The 18,745-nt window shown below is 72.6% G+C and carries 19 protein-coding genes; 17 read left to right on the top strand and 2 right to left on the bottom strand.

What is annotated here, in order from left to right:
* Positions 1–68 precede the first annotated feature (68 nt).
* The 16 genes from JJ683_RS14425 (at position 69) to dprA (ending at position 15,820) form a co-directional block, all read left to right on the top strand.
* The gene (locus JJ683_RS14425) at positions 69–1,421 is read left to right on the top strand and encodes an ammonium transporter (protein ID WP_242474738.1); all 1,353 of its coding nucleotides are present in this window, start codon (positions 69–71) and stop codon (positions 1,419–1,421) included.
* Between the two features lie 101 nt (positions 1,422–1,522).
* Positions 1,523–1,876 (top strand): P-II family nitrogen regulator, encoded by a 354-nt coding sequence (locus tag JJ683_RS14420; RefSeq protein ID WP_200175142.1) that lies wholly within the window; start codon positions 1,523–1,525, stop codon positions 1,874–1,876.
* Positions 1,877–2,033: 157 nt separating this feature from the next.
* Positions 2,034–3,623, top strand: coding sequence for a signal recognition particle protein (ffh, locus tag JJ683_RS14415; protein WP_200175140.1), 1,590 nt, complete (start codon positions 2,034–2,036; stop codon positions 3,621–3,623).
* Positions 3,620–4,771 carry an amidohydrolase family protein gene (locus JJ683_RS14410; protein ID WP_200175138.1) on the top strand — a complete coding sequence of 384 codons (1,152 nt, stop codon included), beginning with the start codon at positions 3,620–3,622 and terminating at the stop codon, positions 4,769–4,771. Before ffh ends, JJ683_RS14410 begins: the two co-directional genes overlap by 4 nt.
* Positions 4,772–4,941: 170 nt before the next feature.
* A complete protein-coding gene (gene rpsP / locus JJ683_RS14405; protein ID WP_200175136.1) occupies positions 4,942–5,412 on the top strand; it encodes a 30S ribosomal protein S16 in 471 nt (156 codons plus the stop codon).
* Positions 5,409–5,654 carry an RNA-binding protein gene (locus tag JJ683_RS14400; protein ID WP_200175134.1) on the top strand — a complete coding sequence of 82 codons (246 nt, stop codon included), beginning with the start codon at positions 5,409–5,411 and terminating at the stop codon, positions 5,652–5,654. The genes rpsP and JJ683_RS14400 overlap by 4 nt, the downstream gene beginning before the upstream one ends.
* Positions 5,655–5,747: 93 nt before the next feature.
* A complete protein-coding gene (gene rimM, locus JJ683_RS14395) occupies positions 5,748–6,347 on the top strand; it encodes a ribosome maturation factor RimM (RefSeq protein WP_200175131.1) in 600 nt (199 codons plus the stop codon).
* Positions 6,344–7,135, top strand: coding sequence for a tRNA (guanosine(37)-N1)-methyltransferase TrmD (gene trmD / locus JJ683_RS14390; RefSeq protein ID WP_200175130.1), 792 nt, complete (start codon positions 6,344–6,346; stop codon positions 7,133–7,135). The genes rimM and trmD overlap by 4 nt, the downstream gene beginning before the upstream one ends.
* 38 nt (positions 7,136–7,173) lie before the next feature.
* The gene (locus tag JJ683_RS14385; RefSeq protein ID WP_200175166.1) at positions 7,174–9,651 is read left to right on the top strand and encodes a Tex family protein; all 2,478 of its coding nucleotides are present in this window, start codon (positions 7,174–7,176) and stop codon (positions 9,649–9,651) included.
* A gap of 266 nt (positions 9,652–9,917) precedes the next feature.
* Positions 9,918–10,259, top strand: a complete 342-nt coding sequence (gene rplS, locus JJ683_RS14380; RefSeq protein ID WP_143908650.1) for a 50S ribosomal protein L19 — start codon at positions 9,918–9,920, stop codon at positions 10,257–10,259.
* Between the two features lie 167 nt (positions 10,260–10,426).
* The gene (gene lepB / locus JJ683_RS14375) at positions 10,427–11,197 is read left to right on the top strand and encodes a signal peptidase I (protein ID WP_200175164.1); all 771 of its coding nucleotides are present in this window, start codon (positions 10,427–10,429) and stop codon (positions 11,195–11,197) included.
* A 24-nt stretch (positions 11,198–11,221) separates the two neighbouring features.
* A complete protein-coding gene (locus JJ683_RS14370) occupies positions 11,222–11,953 on the top strand; it encodes a ribonuclease HII (protein ID WP_200175128.1) in 732 nt (243 codons plus the stop codon).
* Between the two features lie 82 nt (positions 11,954–12,035).
* Positions 12,036–12,359 (top strand): DUF2469 domain-containing protein, encoded by a 324-nt coding sequence (locus tag JJ683_RS14365; RefSeq protein WP_182349088.1) that lies wholly within the window; start codon positions 12,036–12,038, stop codon positions 12,357–12,359.
* Positions 12,360–12,777: 418 nt separating this feature from the next.
* Positions 12,778–13,113: a YraN family protein gene (locus JJ683_RS14360; RefSeq protein WP_242474735.1), complete on the top strand. Its 336-nt coding sequence runs from the start codon at positions 12,778–12,780 to the stop codon at positions 13,111–13,113.
* Complete coding sequence (locus tag JJ683_RS14355; RefSeq protein WP_200175125.1) at positions 13,113–14,621, top strand: YifB family Mg chelatase-like AAA ATPase; 1,509 nt, start codon at positions 13,113–13,115, stop codon at positions 14,619–14,621. The genes JJ683_RS14360 and JJ683_RS14355 overlap by 1 nt, the downstream gene beginning before the upstream one ends.
* The gene (gene dprA / locus JJ683_RS14350) at positions 14,618–15,820 is read left to right on the top strand and encodes a DNA-processing protein DprA (protein ID WP_200175124.1); all 1,203 of its coding nucleotides are present in this window, start codon (positions 14,618–14,620) and stop codon (positions 15,818–15,820) included. Before JJ683_RS14355 ends, dprA begins: the two co-directional genes overlap by 4 nt.
* Before the next feature lie 29 nt (positions 15,821–15,849).
* On the opposite strand, the gene JJ683_RS14345 is transcribed toward dprA, so the two are convergent.
* Positions 15,850–17,085 carry a multidrug effflux MFS transporter gene (locus JJ683_RS14345; RefSeq protein WP_200175123.1) on the bottom strand — a complete coding sequence of 412 codons (1,236 nt, stop codon included), beginning with the start codon at positions 17,083–17,085 and terminating at the stop codon, positions 15,850–15,852.
* A gap of 57 nt (positions 17,086–17,142) precedes the next feature.
* On the opposite strand from JJ683_RS14345, the gene JJ683_RS14340 reads away from it, so the two are divergent.
* Complete coding sequence (locus JJ683_RS14340) at positions 17,143–18,138, top strand: tyrosine recombinase XerC (RefSeq protein WP_200175122.1); 996 nt, start codon at positions 17,143–17,145, stop codon at positions 18,136–18,138.
* Positions 18,139–18,160: 22 nt separating this feature from the next.
* Here the strand turns inward: JJ683_RS14340 and JJ683_RS14335 are convergent, their stop codons facing one another.
* A complete protein-coding gene (locus tag JJ683_RS14335) occupies positions 18,161–18,694 on the bottom strand; it encodes a M23 family metallopeptidase (protein WP_200175163.1) in 534 nt (177 codons plus the stop codon).
* Positions 18,695–18,745 lie beyond the last annotated feature (51 nt).

Genomic DNA, 18,745 nt, shown 5'->3' with positions numbered 1-18,745 from the left:
AGGCGCTCGGGGCGGGGGTGCCGGACCCGGGGAATACGGCGTGGGTGCTGATCAGCGCGGGGCTGGTCATGCTGATGACGCCGGGACTCGCGTTCTTCTACGGCGGCATGGTGCGGGCGCGAAGCGTACTGAACATGATCATGATGAGCTTCAGCGCGCTCGGTGTCGTCGGGGTGCTCTGGGTGCTTTTCGGCTTCTCGGCGGTGTTCGGCGATTCGCTCGGCGGAGTCATCGGCGACCCGTTCGACTTCGCCGCGCTCGGCGGCATTCTGCCCGAGGGGGCGGGGAACGCCCCGCTGGTGGGCACCATCCCGGCCGCGGCCTTCGTGATCTTCCAGCTCATGTTCGCCTCGATCACGGTGGCGCTGATCTCCGGGGCCGTCGCGGACCGGATGAAATTCTCCGCATGGCTGGTGTTCGCGGGGATCTGGGCGGTCCTCGTGTACTTTCCGGTGGCGCACTGGGTGTTCGCCGCGGACGGCCTGGTCTCGGACGAGGGCGGCTGGATCATCTCGGACCTGCACGCCATCGATTTCGCCGGCGGCACCGCGGTGCACATCAACGCCGGCGTGGCGGCGCTGGTGCTCGCGACGGTGCTCGGCGTGCGCCGGGGGTGGCGCACGCACCCGTCGCGGCCGCACAACCTGACACTGGTGATGGTCGGCGTGGCGCTGCTGTGGTTCGGGTGGATCGGATTCAACTCCGGGTCCGCGCTGGCGGCCGACGGCGCGGCGGCGTCGGTCCTGGTGATGACGATCGTGGCGGCCTGCGCCGGCATGCTCGCCTGGCTTGTGGTCGAGAGAGTCCGCGACGGCCACCACACCACGCTGGGCGCGGCCTCCGGGGTCGTCGCGGGCCTGGTGGGCATCACCCCCGCGTGCGCGTCGGTCGACGTGGTGGGGGCGCTGGTGATCGGCGTGGCCTCGGGTGCGGCCTGCGCCCTGGCGGTAGGCGTCAAGTTCCGCCTCGGCTACGACGATTCGCTCGACGTGGTCGGTGTGCACCTGGTCGGCGGGCTCATCGGAACGCTGCTGGTGGGGCTGTTCGCCACGTCCGCCGCGCCCACCGGCGTGGACGGGTTGTTCTACGGCGGCGGGGCCGACCAGCTGTGGCGGCAGGCCGTCGGCGCGGCGGCGGTGATGGCCTACGCTGCCGTCGCGACGACGGTGATCGCTCTGGCGGTGCGGGCATGCATGGGGCTGCGGGTGGACCCGGAGGACGAGATCGCCGGGATCGATCTGAGCCAGCACGCCGAGTCCGCCTACGACTGGGGCCGCGCCGCCGGCCGGCAGGTGTCCGGTCCCGGGCACGCCGGCATCGGCCATTCCGCCGCGGAGTCCGGCGTCCGGGATGCCGAACCGGCCGCAGCGGGGCAGGATCGTGAGTATGCGGTGACCGGCGGCAGGCGCGGGCCGTCGTGAGGCCCACGCCGGCGGCGCCGCTGCACATGGCGCCGGTCGTCGCGACAGCGTCCCCGGCGCTTCCGGAACCCCCGCCCTCGGGCCACGACGAAGGAGTCCACGTGAAGCTCGTGACCGCAATCATCCGCCCCGTGGCGCTCGATGAGGTCGAGGCGGCGCTGAGCGCCGCGGGGGTGCATGGGATGACGGTGACCGAAGTGCGCGGCCGCGGACGGCAGAAAGGGCACACCGAGCTCTACCGGGGCAGCGAGTTCGCGGTGGACATGCACACGAAGGCCAAGGTGGAGGTGGTCGTCGCCGACACCGCCGTCGACGCGGTGGTCGCCGCGCTCGTCGCGGCGGCCCGGTCCGGTGACGGCGACGTCGGCCGGGTCGGCGACGGCAAGGTGTGGGTGACCCGGGTCGAGCAGGTGGTGCGTGTGCGCACCGGGGAGCAGGGCGCGGACGCGGTGTGATTCGGCCGGGGCGTGATCCCGCCGGGGAGCGGCGGGAAGGGCCCGTGCGGTGCGCCCGCGCGGCGGCGGCGGCGCACTCGCTAGGCTGTCGGGGTGCCGCAGTCCTGCGTGCGGCACCCCGATACACCACCAGAGCAAGCGAACGGGAGCGCAACCGGTGTTCGAATCCCTCTCCGACAGACTCACCTCGTCGCTCAAGGACCTGCGCGGCAAGGGCAAGCTGTCGCCCGCCGATATCGACGCCACTTGCCGCGAGATCCGCCTGGCCCTGCTCGAGGCCGACGTCGCGCTCCCCGTGGTCCGCGAGTTCATCAAGAACATCAAGGAACGCGCCAAGGGGGCGGAGGTCTCCGGCGCGCTCAACCCGGCGCAGCAAGTGGTCAAGATCGTCAACGAGGAGCTCATCGGCATCCTCGGCGGCGAGACCCGGCGGCTGAACCTGGCCAAAACGCCGCCCACGGTGATCATGCTCGCGGGCCTGCAGGGTGCGGGCAAGACCACGCTGGCCGGCAAGCTGGCGGTGTGGCTGCGCGCGCAGGGGCACACCCCGATGCTCGTCGCCTGCGACCTGCAACGGCCCAACGCCGTCACGCAGCTCAAGGTGGTCGGCGAGCAGGCCGGGGTGCCCGTGTACGCGCCGCACCCAGGGGCCAGCAGCGAGGGCGAGGCGCAAGGGGCCGGCGTCGGCGACCCGGTCGCCGTGGCGCGCGCGGGCGTCGACGAGGCCCGCACCAAGGTCCACGACGTCGTCATCGTCGATACCGCCGGACGGCTGGGCGTCGACGAGGTGCTGATGAAGCAGGCCGCGGACATCCGCGACGCCGTGCAGCCGGACGAGGTCCTGTTCGTGCTGGACGCCATGGTCGGCCAGGATGCCGTGAGCACCGCGGACGCCTTCCGCGAGGGTGTCGGGTTCACGGGCGTGGTCCTCACCAAGCTCGACGGCGACGCGCGCGGCGGCGCCGCGCTGAGCGTCCGGCAGGTGACCGGCCGCCCGATCATGTTCGCCTCCACCGGCGAGAAGCTCGGCGATTTCGACGTGTTCCACCCGGACCGCATGTCGAGCCGCATCCTGGGCATGGGCGACCTGCTCAGCCTGATCGAGCAGGCGGAACAGGTCTTCGACGCGCAGCAGGCCGAAGCCACGGCGCAGAAGATCGGCAGCGGCGAGCTCACGCTGGAGGACTTCCTCGAGCAGATGATGGCCATCCGCAAAATGGGGCCGCTGGCCAACCTCGTCGGCATGCTCCCCGGCGCCGGGGACATGAAGGAGGCGCTGGGCCAGGTCGATGAGAAGCAGCTCGACCGGGTCCAGGCGATCATCCGCGGCATGACCCCGGCCGAGCGCGACAACCCGAAGATCATCAACGGCTCGCGCCGCCTGCGCATCGCCAACGGGTCCGGGGTGACGGTCACCGAGGTCAACCAGCTCGTCGACAGGTTCTTCGAGGCGCGCAAGATGATGTCGGCCATGGCCGGCCGCATGGGCGGCCCGGGCGGCTTCGGCAAGGGCAAAGGCAAGCGGAGCAAGAAGGGGAAGAAGGGCAAGAAAACGGGACGCGGACCCACACCGCCCAAGGTCAAGGGCGGTTTCCCCGGCGGCATGCCGGGCGGATTCCCGGGGATGCCAGGCGGGATGCCGGACCTGTCGTCAATGCCGAAGGGCCTCGACGAGACGCCCCCGGGCCTCGAGGGCATCGACCTGTCCCAGCTCAAACTGCCCGGACAGGACGGCAAGGCGAAGTGACCGGGGCCGCCGCGCCGCGCCCCGGGGACGAGGGTCCGTGGCGGATCCGGGGCACCGCGTTTCCCAGCGGCGAGCGCGTCGAGTGGTATCTGCACCGCGGACGGCTCTCCACCGCGCCGGTCGCCGGTGCGCGGGACCTCTGCGACGGGGGCTGGCTGCTCCCCGGCCTGGTGGACGCGCACTGCCACGTCGGCGTCGGGCGCGGCAGCCGCGGCGTCGGCCCCGACGAATGCCTCGCGCAGGCGCGCCTCGAACGCGACCGCGGGGTGCTGCTGGTCCGCGACTGCGGCGTGCCCGTCGACACGCGGGGCCTCGACGAGGTCCCGGGCCTGCCGCGGATCATCCGCGCCGGGCAGCACCTGGCGCGGCCGAAACGCTACCTGCGCGAGCTCGGGCTGGCCCTCGACGATCCGGCGCAGTTGCCGGACGCGGTCGAGGAGCAGGCGCGCGCCGGTGACGGCTGGGTGAAGCTCGTGGGCGATTGGATCGACCGGTCGGTCGGAGACCTGGCTCCGCTCTGGGACGACGACATCCTTGCCCAGGCCATTGCCCGCGCACATGCGGTCGGGGCGAGGGTCACCGCGCACGTGTTCGGCGAGGATGCGCTGCCGGGCCTACTGCGCGCCGGCATCGACTGCATCGAGCACGGCACGGGGCTGACCGCCGACACCATCGACATGATGCGCAGCCGGGGCACCGCGCTGGTCCCCACGCTGATCAACATCGCCAACTTCCCGGACATCGCCGACAGTGCCACGCGCTATCCGCACTACGCGCGGCACATGCGGGCGCTGCACAGGCGGCTGGGCGAGACTATGCGTTCGGTGCTCGACGCGGGGATTCCCGTGTATTCGGGGACGGACGCCGGCGGGATGATCGACCACGGCCGCATCGTCGACGAGGTCGAGGCGCTGGCCGCGGCCGGCCTCGGCACCGAGGGCGCGGTGGCCGCGGCGTCGTGGCGCGGGCGCCGGTGGCTCACCGGTGCGGACGAGTCCCCTGGGGGGCTCTACGGTCTGGACCGCGAGGAGTCGCGGGCGGACCTTGTGGTCTATTCCGCCGACCCGCGTGATGACCCGGGCGTGCTCCGTGCGCCCGCTCTCGTCGTCGCGGGCGGGGTGCCGGTCGCCCCCGCGGTGCACGCCTAGCGCGGCGGACGGTCGGATTTCTGCCGCCGCGGGGGTTCTGGCAGAATGTCAGGCGCTCGCCGCTTCCGGTTCCGTGCCGCGCGGCGGTCACAGGAAAGAGGCAAAACCGGGTGTCCCGAGCCGTGGGGCGCCGCTGAATTGCACGTGACATCATCAAGGAGACCACAGCAGTGTCTGTCAAGATCAAGCTCACCCGACTCGGCAAGATCCGCACCCCCCAGTACCGCGTCATCGTGGCCGACGCGCGCACCCGCCGCAACGGCCGCGCCATCGAGACCATCGGCCGGTACCAGCCCAAGGAAGAGCCGAGCATCATCGAGATCGACTCGGAGCGTGTGCAGTACTGGCTGAGCGTCGGCGCGCAGCCCACCGAGCCGGTGCTGGGCCTGCTGAAGGTGACCGGCGACTGGCAGAAGTTCAAGGGCCTGCCGGGCGCCGAGGGCACCCTCAAGGTCGCCGAGGCCAAGCCCTCGAAGCTGGACCTGTTCAACGCGGCGCTGGCCGAGGCGGAGAGCGCCCCGGTCACCGAGGCCGTCACCGCCAAGAAGAAGCCCGCCAAGAAGTCCGACGAGGCCGCGGCGGACGAGGCGCCCGCCGGCGAGTCCAAGTCCGACGAGGCCGCCGAGGCCGCGGACAAGTGAACGCAGAGGTCGTCGCGGACGCCGTGGACCACCTGGTGCGCGGCATCGTGGACAATCCTGACGACGTCCAGGTGGACCTCGTCAGCAACCGCCGCGGACAGACGGTCGAGGTGCATGTGCACCCGGACGATCTGGGCAAGGTCATCGGCCGCGGCGGGCGCACGGCCACCGCGCTGCGGACGGTCGTCTCCAGCGTCGGGGGTCGCGGCATCCGCGTGGATGTCGTCGACACCGACCGCTGAGATGCGCCACCGCTGAGATCGCACCTGGCCGCCGGGCCCGTACCGCGCGGAGCGGCGCACGCACGAGCTGAGCAGCAGAGGACGGACACTGTCATGGAGCTTGTGATCGGGCGCGTCGCCAAGTCGCACGGCATCCGCGGCGAGCTCGCCGTCGAGATCCGGACCGATACGCCGGACGAACGCTTTGCGGTGGGGTCGGTGCTGCGTGGGCGCCGCCCGCGCGAGTCCGCGACACAGGAGTACACGGTGGAAGCCGCCCGGGAGCACGCCGGGCGGCTTCTGCTGCGTCTGGCCGGCGTGGCGGACCGGGCTGCGGCGGACGCGCTGCGCGGCACGCTGTTCATGGTCGACAGCGCCGACCTTCCCCCCTCGACGGACCCCGACGAGTTCTACGATCACGAACTCGAGGGCCTTGAAGCACGGCTGCAGGACGGCGCACGCCTGGGCACCGTCACCGAGGTGGTGCACACGGCCGGGGGCGAACTTCTCGCAATCCGGCGCGAACCCGACGATCAGCACGGCGACGGGGCTCCGGCGGACCCGGGCGAGGTGCTCGTCCCGTTCGTCTCCGCGATCGTCACCGAGGTGTCCCTCACAGACGGTTTCGTCCGTGTGGACCCGCCGCGTGGGCTGCTCGATTTCGCCGAAGCGGACTCGGCGGCGCCCGATGCCGCGCCGGGGGACGGGCAGTGACGGCCGCCGGGCATCCGGCGGAGCCTCCCGCGCGTTTCGACATCGTCACGATCTTCCCCGAGTACCTCGAGCCCCTGCGCGCGTCGCTGCTGGGCAAGGCGTCGGCGCGCGGGTTGGTCGAGATCCGCGTGCACAACCTGCGCGAGTGGACCCACGACGTCCACCGCACCGTCGACGATGCGCCGTACGGCGGGGGGCCCGGCATGGTGATGAAGCCGGACGTGTGGGGCGCCGCCCTCGACGACGTCTGTCCCGGCGGCGCGCTGCTCGTCGTGCCCAGCCCCGCGGGCAGGCCGTTCTCCCAGGCGACAGCGCAGCGGTGGGCGAAGGAACGCCACCTCGTCTTCGCCTGCGGCCGGTACGAGGGCATCGACCAGCGGGTGATCGACGACGCCGCGCGGCGGATGCGGGTGGAGGAGGTCTCCATCGGCGACTACGTGCTGATCGGCGGCGAGGTCGCCACCATGGTGATGATCGAGTCGGTGGCCCGGCTGCGTCCCGGCGTGCTGGGCAACGCGCATTCGCACCAGGATGATTCGTTTTCCGACGGGCTGCTCGAGGGCCCCAGCTACACCCGGCCGCACTCGTGGCGGGGCCTGGACGTGCCGGAGGTCCTGCTGTCCGGGGACCACATGCGGGTCGATCGCTGGCGGCGGGAGCAGTCTCTGCTACGCACGGCGGCGCGGCGCCCGGAACTGCTCGAGTCCGCGGAACTGGGCCCGGCCGACCACGCCCTGCTGGCGGAGGCGGACCGAACACGACCGACGACACGAAGGGGGCCCGGGTGACGGTGTCCGACACGCCCGAGACGAAGCACACCGCCGCGATGGGGGCACCGGCGACGCACGACCCGGCCGCGGGTGATCCGGCCGCGCAGGCCTCGGCCGCGTTGGGCAGGCTGCCGGCGGTCACGGTGCGGGTGGCCGGCGAGCTCGGGGTGGCAGAATCCCGCGTCGCCGCGGCGGTGGCGTTGCTCGACGACGGGGCCACGGTGCCGTTCGTCGCCCGCTACCGCAAGGAGGCCACGGGAGGCCTGGACGACACCGAACTGCGGCGGCTCGACGAGCGCCTGCGGTACCTGCGCGAGCTGGACGAGCGGCGCGCCGTCGTGCTCGAATCCATCGCGTCGCAGGGCAAGCTCACCGCCGCGCTGCAGGACTCCATCGTCGCCGCGGACTCCAAATCGCGGCTGGAGGACATCTACCTGCCCTACAAGCCCAAACGGCGGACCAAGGCGCAGATCGCCCGGAAGGCGGGCCTCGGGCCGCTCGCCGAGCTGCTGCTCACCGAACCCGACACCGACCCGGACACGGCCGGCGCGCGGTACGTCGACGCGGACAAAGGCGTCGACGCCGCCGCCGCCGCACTCGCCGGCGCCCGGGCCATCCTGGTGGAACGTTTCGCAGAGGACGCGGACCTGGTCGGCGAGCTGCGCGAGACGATGTGGGGCCGCGGGCGCCTGTCCACCGCGGTGCGCGACGGCCAGGAGACGGCCGGGGCGAAGTTCTCCGACTATTTCGAGTTCTCCGAACCGTTCACCACCCTGCCCTCGCACCGGATCCTCGCGGTCTTCCGCGGGGAGAAGGAGGAAGTCCTGCGTGTGACCCTCGACCCGGAGCCGGGGGAGGCCGATGCGGCGGCGGACCCGGCCGCAAGGCCGGCGTCGGTGTACGAAACCGCCATCGCGGCGCGGTTCGGGATCGCCTCGCGCGGCCGCGCGGCGGACGGCTGGCTGGCCGACACCGTCCGCTGGGCGTGGCGGACCAAGCTCATGCTGTCGCTGGGCATCGACCTGCGGCTGCGGCTGCGGCAGAACGCCGAGTCCGCCGCGGTGGACGTGTTCGCACAGAACCTCAAGGACCTGCTGCTCGCGGCCCCGGCGGGCAATCACGCGACGATGGGACTGGATCCGGGCTTCCGGACCGGTGTCAAAGTTGCCGTCGTCGACGGCACGGGCAAGCTGCTGGAGACGGCGACGGTCTACCCGCACCCGCCGCAGCGGCGTCACGACCAGGCTGTCGCGGCGCTCGCGGCGCTGATCGACAAGCACGGCGTGCAGCTGATCGCGATCGGCAACGGCACCGCCTCGCGGGAGACCGACGTGCTGGCGGCCGAGCTGCTCGCCGGGATTCACGCGCGAGCCAAGGCAGGGGATGCGGCGCACCTGCGCAAGGTGGTGGTGTCCGAGGCGGGGGCGTCGGTGTATTCGGCGTCCGAGTACGCGGCCCGCGAGTTCCCGGGCCTCGACGTGTCGCTGCGCGGCGCCGTGTCGATCGCCCGGCGGCTCCAGGACCCGCTCGCCGAGCTCGTCAAGATCGAGCCCAAATCCATCGGCGTCGGGCAGTACCAGCACGACGTGTCCGAGACGAAGCTCGCGCGCAGCCTCGACGCGGTGGTGGAGGACGCCGTGAACGCGGTGGGCGTCGACGTCAACACCGCGTCGGCGCCGCTGCTGCGACGCGTGTCGGGGATCGCGACGACGCTGGCCGAGAACATCGTGGCGCACCGCGAGGCCCACGGTCCGTTCAGCACGCGCAAGGAGATCCTCGACGTGGCCCGGCTGGGCCCCAAGGCGTTTGAGCAGTGCGCCGGGTTCCTGCGGATCCCCGCGGGCACCGACCCGCTCGACGCATCGGCGGTGCACCCCGAGGCGTATCCGGTGGTGCGGCGCATTATCGAGGCCACCGGCCACGACGTGCCGGGCCTGATGGGGCGGTCCGCGCTGCTGCGGGGGCTGCGGCCGCAGGACTTCGCGGACGAGCGTTTCGGCGTGCCCACAGTCACCGACATCCTCGCCGAGCTCGAAAAACCCGGGCGCGACCCGCGGCCCGAGTTCGTCACGGCGTCCTTCGCCGAGGGCGTGGAGAAGATCACGGACCTGCGTTCCGGCATGGTCCTCGAGGGGGTCGTCACCAACGTCGCCGCGTTCGGCGCGTTCATCGACGTGGGCGTGCACCAGGACGGTCTCGTGCACGTCTCCGCGATGTCGGACCGGTTCGTTTCGGACCCTCACGAGGTCGTGTCCTCGGGGCAGGTCGTCAAGGTGAAGGTGCTCGATGTCGACGAGCAACGTTCGCGCATCAGCCTCACCCTGCGCCTCGACGACGAGTCGGGGTCGCGCGGCGGTGCCCGCACCCCCGGCGGGAAGGGCGCTGGCGGGAAGGGCGCTGGCGGTAAGGGCAAAGGCGACGGCGGAAAGCGCGCGGGCGGCCGGGACGGGAGCGGCGGCCGGGGCAAGCGATCCGCGGGCGGCGACGGCGGCGGTGCGATGGCCGACGCGCTCCGCCGTGCCGGGCTGCGCTGAACCCGATCCCGGTCAACCCGGCCGGCAAGGGGTGATTTCGCGGGCCAGCGTCTGTTCTGGCACAATGACGTGGTTGCCTGCGGCGGGTGCGGTGCGTCCGCGTCCGCCGCATGCCGCCGCGCGCCCCGGCGGGGCTGCGTCCTCGGGGCGCACGGTCCTCCGGTTGCATGCGGGGGCAGCGCACATACTGATTCGGAGCATGAACCGGTCGAGCCTCGGCCGCCGGGTTCCTCTGCTCGAGCGCATCTGACAAGGATGGATCGACGATGAACACCCTGGACTCAATCGACAGCGCGTCGCTGCGTGACGACATCCCGGATTTCCGCCCCGGCGACACCCTCAACGTGCACGTCAAGGTCATCGAGGGCTCCAAGGAGCGCGTGCAGGTCTTCAAGGGCGTCGTGATCCGGCGTCAGCGCGGCGGCATCCGCGAGACCTTCACCGTCCGCAAGGTGTCCTTCGGCGTCGGCGTGGAGCGCACCTTCCCGGTGCACAGCCCCAACATCGACAAGATCGAGGTCGTCACCCGCGGTGACGTGCGCCGCGCCAAGCTCTACTACCTGCGCGATCTGCACGGCAAGGCCGCCAAGATCAAGGAGAAGCGCTGACGCGCGCCGAAAGCCGGCGGAGCGTCGTCTAGCCTGTCGTAGTGACCGACGAAACGACGCCCCACGGATCCGCCCGCAACGGGCCACACGACCATCCGCAGCACGAGCGTGCTGCGGATGGCGCGTATCGGGACCGGCCGGACAACGCAGGGGCAGAGCCCGGCGCGGTGCCGGGCGCGGCGGACGGCGGCACCGGTGACGGGTCCGGTGCCGATGGCGAATCCGATGGCGGCAAGAAGAAGCCGCGCCGGTTCGTCCGCGCGGTGCGGGAGATCGGCATCCTCGTCGTCGTCGCGGTCGTGCTCAGCGTCCTGCTGCAGACGTTCGTGGCGCGCGTCTACCTGATCCCCTCGCAGTCGATGGAGACCACCCTGCACGGGTGCCCCGGCTGCACGGGCGATCGCATCGTGGTCGACAAGCTCACCTACCGCTTCACCGATCCGCGGCCAGGCGACGTGGTGGTGTTCAAGGGACCGCCCTCGTGGAACGAGCACTTCGATTCCAATCGTTCGTCCAACACCTTCATCCGCGGGCTGCAGGAGGTCGGTTCGTTCATCGGCCTCGTACCTCCGGACGAGAACGACCTGGTCAAGAGGGTGATCGCGGTGGAAGGGCAGACGGTGCAGTGCCTTCCGCAGGACAAGGGCGTCACCGTGGACGGCGAACTGCTCGACGAGCCGTACGTGAAGAATCCGCCGACGTCGCTGCCCGGTGCGGATTCGCCCTGCCAGGGGCCGTACTTCGGGCCGGTGACGGTGCCGAAGGACCACGTCTGGGTGATGGGCGACAACCGCACCGATTCGGCGGACTCCCGCTACCACATGGGCGATGCGGCATCGGGGACCGTGCCCGTCGACAACATCATCGGCAAGGCGCGGTGGATCGTGCTGCCGTTCAGCCGCATCGGCTCGATCCCGTCGCCCGACCCCCAGTCATGACGGCGCAGTCGTGACGGGACGGCCATGACGGGGACGGGGCGCCGCATCGCGGGGCGTGATGCGCGGTGGCCGCCGCGCACCGCCGTGCGCGGCGCGTCGGGGCTGCGCGCCATGGAATCCGCGCTGTACCGGGCGGGCATGGGGCCGGTGGCCGGCGTCGACGAGGCCGGCCGGGGCGCCTGCGCCGGGCCGCTGGTGGTGGCGGCGTGCATACTGGGCCCGCGGCGCCATGCCGCCCTGGCCCGGCTCGGCGATTCCAAACGACTCACTGCGCGCACACGGGAGCAGCTGTTCCCGATGATCCAGCGGCTGGCCGTCGCGCACGCCATCGTTTTCATCGGTCCGGACGAGGTGGACGGCTCCGGCGTGCACGCCGCGAACATCGAGGGGATGCGCCGTGCGGTCGCCGGGCTGGGACAGCCGCCCGGGTACGTGCTGACGGACGGCTTCCGTGTCGCGGGCATGCCGTCGGCGTCGCTGTCGGTGATCGGGGGCGACGGGGCGTCGGCATGCGTGGCGGCCGCCAGCGTGCTGGCCAAGGTGGCACGGGACCGGGCGATGGTCGCGCTGGACGGGGACGTGCCCGGATACGGATTCGCCGTGCACAAGGGGTACGCGACGGCGGCGCACCGCGCCGCGCTCGAGGAGCTGGGGCCCAGCCGTGTGCACCGCTTCTCCTACGCGAACATCGCCTCGCTGTCCGCGCGCTGCGCGACGGGGGCCGCCGTGGACGGGTCACGCGCGGCGCAAGGCTAGTCTGGGGTCTGGGCCCGTGCGCGTCGCGGGCAGACCGGCGGCCGCGCCGCAACGGAGTCACGGGAGGAGCACAACAGCACCCATGAGTGCCGAGGACCTCGAGAAGTACGAGACCGAGATGGAACTCTCGCTGTATCGGGAGTACAAGGACATCGTCGGGCAGTTCACCTACGTGGTGGAGACCGAGCGGCGGTTCTACTTGGCCAACTCGGTCGAGTTGTTGCCGCGTAACGCGGACGGTGAGGTCTATTTCGAGCTGCGGATGTCGGATGCCTGGGTGTGGGACATGTACCGTCCCGCCCGGTTCGTCAAGAACGTCCGGGTGCTCACCTTCAAGGACGTCAACATCGAAGAGGTCGACAAGCCCGACCTCGACCTGCCCGAGGGCGGCGACTTCGGGCGGTAGCCGTCCGGCCCCTCCTCGGCCAGCACAGCCGCGACCAGCATTGCCCCGCCCCGCACCGTCCCGCAGTGCGCGGGCGGCGGGGCCGCCCTACCACGTTGCCGGCGCGACACTGCCCGCGGACGGCCGCGTACGCCGGGTTATCCACAATCGGATCGGTACTCCACAGATTTCGTCCGGGTGCGCGTTCGGCCCCGGAACGGGTGCGCTCTCCGGGCAGGATCGTTGTCGACGGCATCGTCCGATGATGCCGCCGGCCGGCGTCGCACGCGCCGGCCGCGTGTGACACGAGGGGGGCGGGATGTACCGCGTACAGGCATGGGGGAGCGCACAGACGCTGGAGACCCGCAAAGATCCGGGGAGCGGCGGAGCCGTCTGGCACACGCCCGCTCCGGGCGCGGCGGCATGGACGGCACGTGAACTGGGGCGCTTCGGCGAGGACGTCGCGGCCGCGTACCTCGAAGAGGACGCGATGACGGTGCTCGAGCGCAACTGGCGCTGCCGGGAGGGAGAACTCGACATCGTCGCCATGGACGGCGATGCGGTGGTGTTCGTCGAGGTCAAGACCCGGCGCGGCGACGCGTTCGGCTCCCCGGCGGAGGCGGTGACGGTGGCGAAGGCGCGCAGACTGCGCAGGCTCGCGGCCCGCTGGCTCAGCGAGCAGTCGTGGTCGGTCGACGAGGTGCGTCTCGACGTGGTCGGCGTGGTCGTCACCGATGACACCGCCTACGTAGAGCACTTTGTAGGTGTTCTCTGATGGCGCTCGGCCGGGCGTACTCCGTGGCGCTGACCGGGCTGACGGGGCACATCGTCGAGGTGGAGGCCGATGTCGGCGGTGGCCTGCCCGGGGTGCACCTGGTCGGCCTGCCGGACACGGCGCTGCAGGAAGCGCGTGACCGCATCCGCGCCGCGGTGACCAACGCGGGGGAGCAGTGGCCCCGCACCAAGGTTGTGCTGGCGCTCTCTCCGGCCACTCTGCACAAGGTCGGTTCTCTCTACGATCTGGCTCTGGCATGCGCCGTGTTGAACGCGCAGGCGGGGCTGCCCGCCGGCCGGCTCCGCGAGACGGTGCTCCTGGGAGAACTCGCCCTCGATGGCCGCGTCCGCGCCGTCCGCGGGGTGCTGCCGGCGGTCCTCGCCGCGCGTGATGCGGGCTGCCGATCCGTCGTGGTCCCCTCGGAGAATCTCGGCGAGGCCGCGGCCGTGCGCGGCATCGCGGTGCACGGCACCGTGCACCTGGCCGAGCTCGCCGCGTGGCTGCGGGGCCGTACCGCGCTCGCGTCGCCGGGCCCGTCGCCCGCACCCGCGCCGGCGGACGTGGCGGACCTGTCGGACGTCGTCGGCCAGCTCGAGGCGCGTCGCGCGCTGGAGATCGCTGCGGCCGGTGCGCACAATCTCATGCTCACGGGGAGCCCCGGAGTAGGGAAAACACTTCTGGCACAAAGACTGCCGGGAATCCTTCCGGCACTCACGGAGGAGGAGAGCCTCGAGGCGACCGCGGTCCACTCGACAGCCGGGCTGCTCACGGCGGCGGTGCCGCGTGTGGTGCATCCGCCGTTCGTCGCGCCGCACCATACGACCAGTGTCAGCGCCATGGTCGGCGGCGGGTCCGGCTATGCGCGGCCCGGGGCGGTGAGCATCGCGCATCGCGGGGTGCTGTTCCTCGACGAATGCGCCGAGTTGCCGCCGACTGTCCTCGAAGCGCTGCGCACCCCGCTCGAAGACGGCGAGGTCCGGATCGCCCGGCGCGACGGAGTCGCCCGATATCCCGCGCGGTTCCAGCTGGTGCTGGCGGCCAATCCATGCCCGTGCGCACCGGCGAAGGACGTCGACTGCGTCTGCACCCCCACTGTCCGACGCCGATACCTCGGCAGGCTGTCGGGGCCGCTGCTGGACCGGGTCGACCTGCGCCTGATGCTGCGCCGGCCGACCGGCGGAATGTTGACGCCGGAGCCCGGGGAGACGTCCGTCCGGGTGCGCGAGAGGGTCACTGCGGCACGCACCGCGGCGGCCGAACGCTGGCGGGACCGCGGGTGGACGACCAACAGTGCGGTGCCAGGCTCGGTGCTGCGCAGGGAGTTCCGGCCGCCCGCGCCGGCGCGGGCGCCTATCGAGACTGCTCTGCGGCGCGGCCGGCTGACCCCGCGCGGCGTCGACCGTTGCCTGCGGGTCGCGTGGACGCTCGCCGATCTGGCCGGGCACACGGTACCGACGGTCGACGACACTGCGACGGCGCTGTATCTGCGGGACAGGAGCGCGGCATGAACATCGACACAGATTCGACGGCCTGCCCCCGCGGTGGGCCGGCCGCACGCAGGCGGGCAGCGGCGTGGGCATACCTGTCCCGCGTGGCGGAGGCGCCGTGCCGCGCACTGCTGTCCTTCATCGAGGAGGACCATCGCGGAGATCCGGAGGCGGCCGCGGAGGCGGTCCGTTCCCGGGCGGGGCTGCCGGACGCGGTCGCGTCGGCGACGCGCGCCCGGTATGCCACCGACGTCGCCGAGCGCGACCTGGCGGTGATCGCGCGACTCGGCGGGAGGCTGGTCACCCGCGACAGCGACGAATGGCCGCTGCTGCGCACGCAGCAGTTCGGGTTGCCCGGCGCCGCCGTGGACGGATCGCCGCCGGTGGCGCTGTGGACGGTGGGTGCCATGGGTCTCGAGCGTCTGGAATCGCGGGCGGTGGCGATCGTCGGCACCCGCGCGGCGAGCGGATACGGGGAGCACGTCACCGCAGAGATCGCGGGGGACCTCGCCGCGCAGGACTACCTGGTCGTCTCGGGCGCGGCCTACGGTGTCGACGGTGCCGCGCACCGGGCCGCCCTGGGCGCCGGGGGGACGACGGTCGCGATCCTCGCCTGCGGCGTGGACCGGGCCTACCCTGCGGGGCACGCGCGGCTGCTGCGCGCGATCGCCGAGGCCGGCGCGGTGCTTTCGGAGTATCCGCCCGGTGTCGCTCCGGGGCGGCACCGCTTCCTCGCGCGCAATCGCCTGGTGGCGGGCCTGACGGACGCCACCGTGGTGGTGGAGGCCGGGCGCCGCAGCGGGGCGCTGAACACCGCCGGCTGGGCGGAGCGGATGTGCCGGAGTCTGCTGGCGGTGCCGGGTCCGGTGACATCCGCGACGTCCGTCGGCTGCCACATGCTCCTGCGGCAGGACCGCGCCAACCTCGCCACGGACGCCGAGGACGTGATGGAGGTGGCGGGGCCCTTCGGCGCGCTCGGGGCTCCGCCGGGTGCCGACGGGTGCGCCCGGCCGACGGACGGCCTCACCGCCGTGCAGCTCGCCGTGCACGACGGGCTGCCCGCGCGGGGCACCCGACCCAGCGAGGAGGTCTCCGTCGAGGCCGGAGTGAGTCTGGACGAGACCATGGGCGCGCTGGCGGTCCTCGAGCTCGCCGGGCTCGCGGTCCGTGCCGGCGAGGACTGGGCACTGGTGCGCGCCGACGGACCGGCCGCGCGCTAGCCGCAACCGGCGAGGAGGCGGGGCGCCGCTCAGCCGCGGGTGAGGGCACGACGGCGTCCCCGCCTGGAGACCGTGGTGCTGAACGCGGCCGCCGAGCAGCACGCGGACACGGCGACGGTGATCGCCATGGGCATCGCCGTCGCCCCGCCGCCGAGGCCGACGACGGGCGCGGCGACGGCGCCCACGGTGAACTGCAATGCGCCGAGCACCGCCGAGCCCGTTCCCGCCCTGGTCCGCACGGCGTCGAGGGCAAGCCCGGTGGCGTTGCCGAAGATGAAGCCGATCGAGCACGTCAGCAGGAACATCACGGCGAGCAGCGGCCATCGCGCGTCGAAGTCGGCCAGGACGACCGCGAGCATCGTGGCGGAGACCGCGACGAGCGACCAGACCCCTAAGGACAGCAAGGTGTGCGGCCGGAAGCGCCCGATCAGGCGCGAATTGACGGCGTTCGCGCCGGTGAGGCCGACGGCGTTGAGGGCGAACAACAACGAGAACACCCCGGGGGAGTAGCCCATGATGTCCTGGAGGATGAACGGGGACGCCGAGATGTAGCCGAACAGCGCGCCGAAGGCCGCCGCGAAGGTCGCGGCGTAGCCGAGGTAGACGCGTGTGGTCAGGACCGCGCCGATGCTCCGCCCCACGGCGCGCGGTTCGACAGGATGCCGGCGGGCGGTCGGCAGCGACTCCGGCACGAAACGCCACGCACACAACAGCATGAGCACGGCGAGGCCGGTGAGTACGTAGAACACGCCGCGCCAGCCGATAGGGCCGACGAGCGCGCCGCCCACGAGCGGTGCGACCACCGGCGCCACCCCGGTGATGATCATCATGATGCTGAACAGCCGGGCCGCCCGGTCGCCGGAGGTGCGGTCGGCGATCACCGCACGCGCCAGGACTACGCCGATGCCACCGGTGAACCCCTGCAGGAATCGTGCGACGACCAGCACCGTGATCGACGGCGCCAGTGCGCACGCGAGTCCGGCCGCCGCCAGCAGCACCGTGCCGGCGAGCAGCGGCCGGCGCCGCCCGAGGCCGTCGGACAACGGCCCGATGGCGAGCTGCCCCGCCGCGAGTCCCAGCATGAACGTCATCAGCGTGAGCTGCACCAGCGCATCGTCCGCGGCCAGGTCGACGCCCACCTGCGGAAGCCCGGGCAGGTACATGTCCGTGGCCAGCGGAGCGATCGCAGACAGCAGTGCCAGCGTCAACAGGGTCCGCACCGGGATCGCGCGCGTCGGTCCAGCCGGCGGGGTCGTCTGGGGCATTGCGCCGATTGTGCTCCACCGCCGCCCCTCCCGTGACACCGGTGGCATGCTGTGAGCATGCCGTCACTGTCGAGTGCCGAACGGGTGCGGCGGGACCCGGCCGCGGACCCGCTGCCGGCATATCTGGCGGGCGTCGTGGACGAGTTCGGCGCGCACCTCGAGTACGAGCGAGGCCTGTCGCCGCATACGCGCCGCGCCTACCGTCGCGACGTCGAGTCGATCCTGCGCTACGCGGTCCGCGCGCACGAGGGGGGCGACGGGAGCACGGGCGACGGGCGGGTGCTGCTGCACGCGCTGTCGCTGGCGGTTCTGCGCGGGTGGCTCGCGGAATCGGCGTCGGCGGGTGCGGCGCGCAGTTCTCTGGCGCGGCGCACGTCGGTGGCCCGGACCTTCGTGTCGTGGGCATCCCGCCGAGGGCTGGTCGAGTCCGACGACGGCACGCGCCTGGCGGCGCCGCGGCCGTACCGGACTCTGCCTCCGGTGCTGGGCGCGGAGCAGGCGGCCGATGCGCTTGCCGCGGCCGAGTCGGGCGCCCGTGAACGCGCCCCGGTAGCGCTGCGCGACCGGCTCATCGTCGAATTTCTCTACGCCACAGGGATCCGCGTGGGCGAGCTGTGCTCCCTCGACATCGACTCGGTCGACATGGAACGCCGCGTGGTGCGGGTGATCGGCAAGGGAGACAAGGAGCGCGTGGTGCCGTACGGCGCCCCGGCGCAGGCGGCGCTCGACGAGTGGCTGGGCCACGGCCGTCCCGTGTTGGCCACCGCGAACTCGGGCGCGGCGCTGCTGCTGGGGGTGCGCGGCGGACGGCTCGGCCAGCGCGCGGCCCGCACGGCCGTGCACCAGGTGGTCGCCGCGATCCCCGGCGCGCCGGACATGGGCCCGCACGGGCTGCGTCATTCCGCGGCCACCCACCTGCTGGAGGGCGGCGCGGATCTGCGCGTGGTCCAGGAGCTGCTCGGGCACGCGAGCCTCAGTACGACACAGCTCTACACGCACGTGTCGGTGGCGCGGCTGCGGGCGGTGCATGACAGGGCGCACCCCAGGGCCTGACCGTGCTCCCCGCAGCGGCCGGCTACACGGGCAGCAGCCGGACGGTGATCGTGCCCAGCAGCGAACGCGGGTCGAGGTAGTCCTCGCCGTCCCGCAGGCCCCAGTGCAGGCACGCCGCGCGCGGGCATCCCGCGTGCCCCGCGGACAGCCGGCCGATCACGGTGCCCGTGGCGACGGGATCGCCCGCGTGCAACGCCGGTGTCAGCGGCTCGTACGTGGTGCGCAGGCCCGTCGGATGGTCGATCGACACCACATCCCGCCCCGCGACCGGGCCGGCGAAGGCGACGATCCCCGGGCCGGCGGCGAGCACGGGGACGCCCGGCGCCGCGCCGAGGTCCACCCCCCGATGGCCCGGTCCGTACCGGAAGTCCGGTTTGTCGAACCCTCGCGTCACCTCCGGGACGCCCCCCAGGGGCCAGTCATAGACGGACTGCCGAGCTACGGCCGGCCGCGTGCCGGCCTGCCCGGGACCGGCGGTGCCGGCCGCAGGAGGCGAAGCGGGCACCCCGAGTGCGGGGGCGGCGCATGCCGCGGTGATGCACAGCGTCGCCGCGATCCGCCCGGCGCGGCGCCGCCCACGCCGGTGGGAACGGCGCCGGCTGTGCCC

Source organism: Tomitella cavernea, assembly GCF_016599145.1.
In the GTDB taxonomy this organism is placed as follows: domain Bacteria; phylum Actinomycetota; class Actinomycetes; order Mycobacteriales; family Mycobacteriaceae; genus Tomitella; species Tomitella cavernae.
Note: the sequence above shows the minus strand (reverse complement) of the source record. Positions and strands in the feature narration are given on the sequence as shown.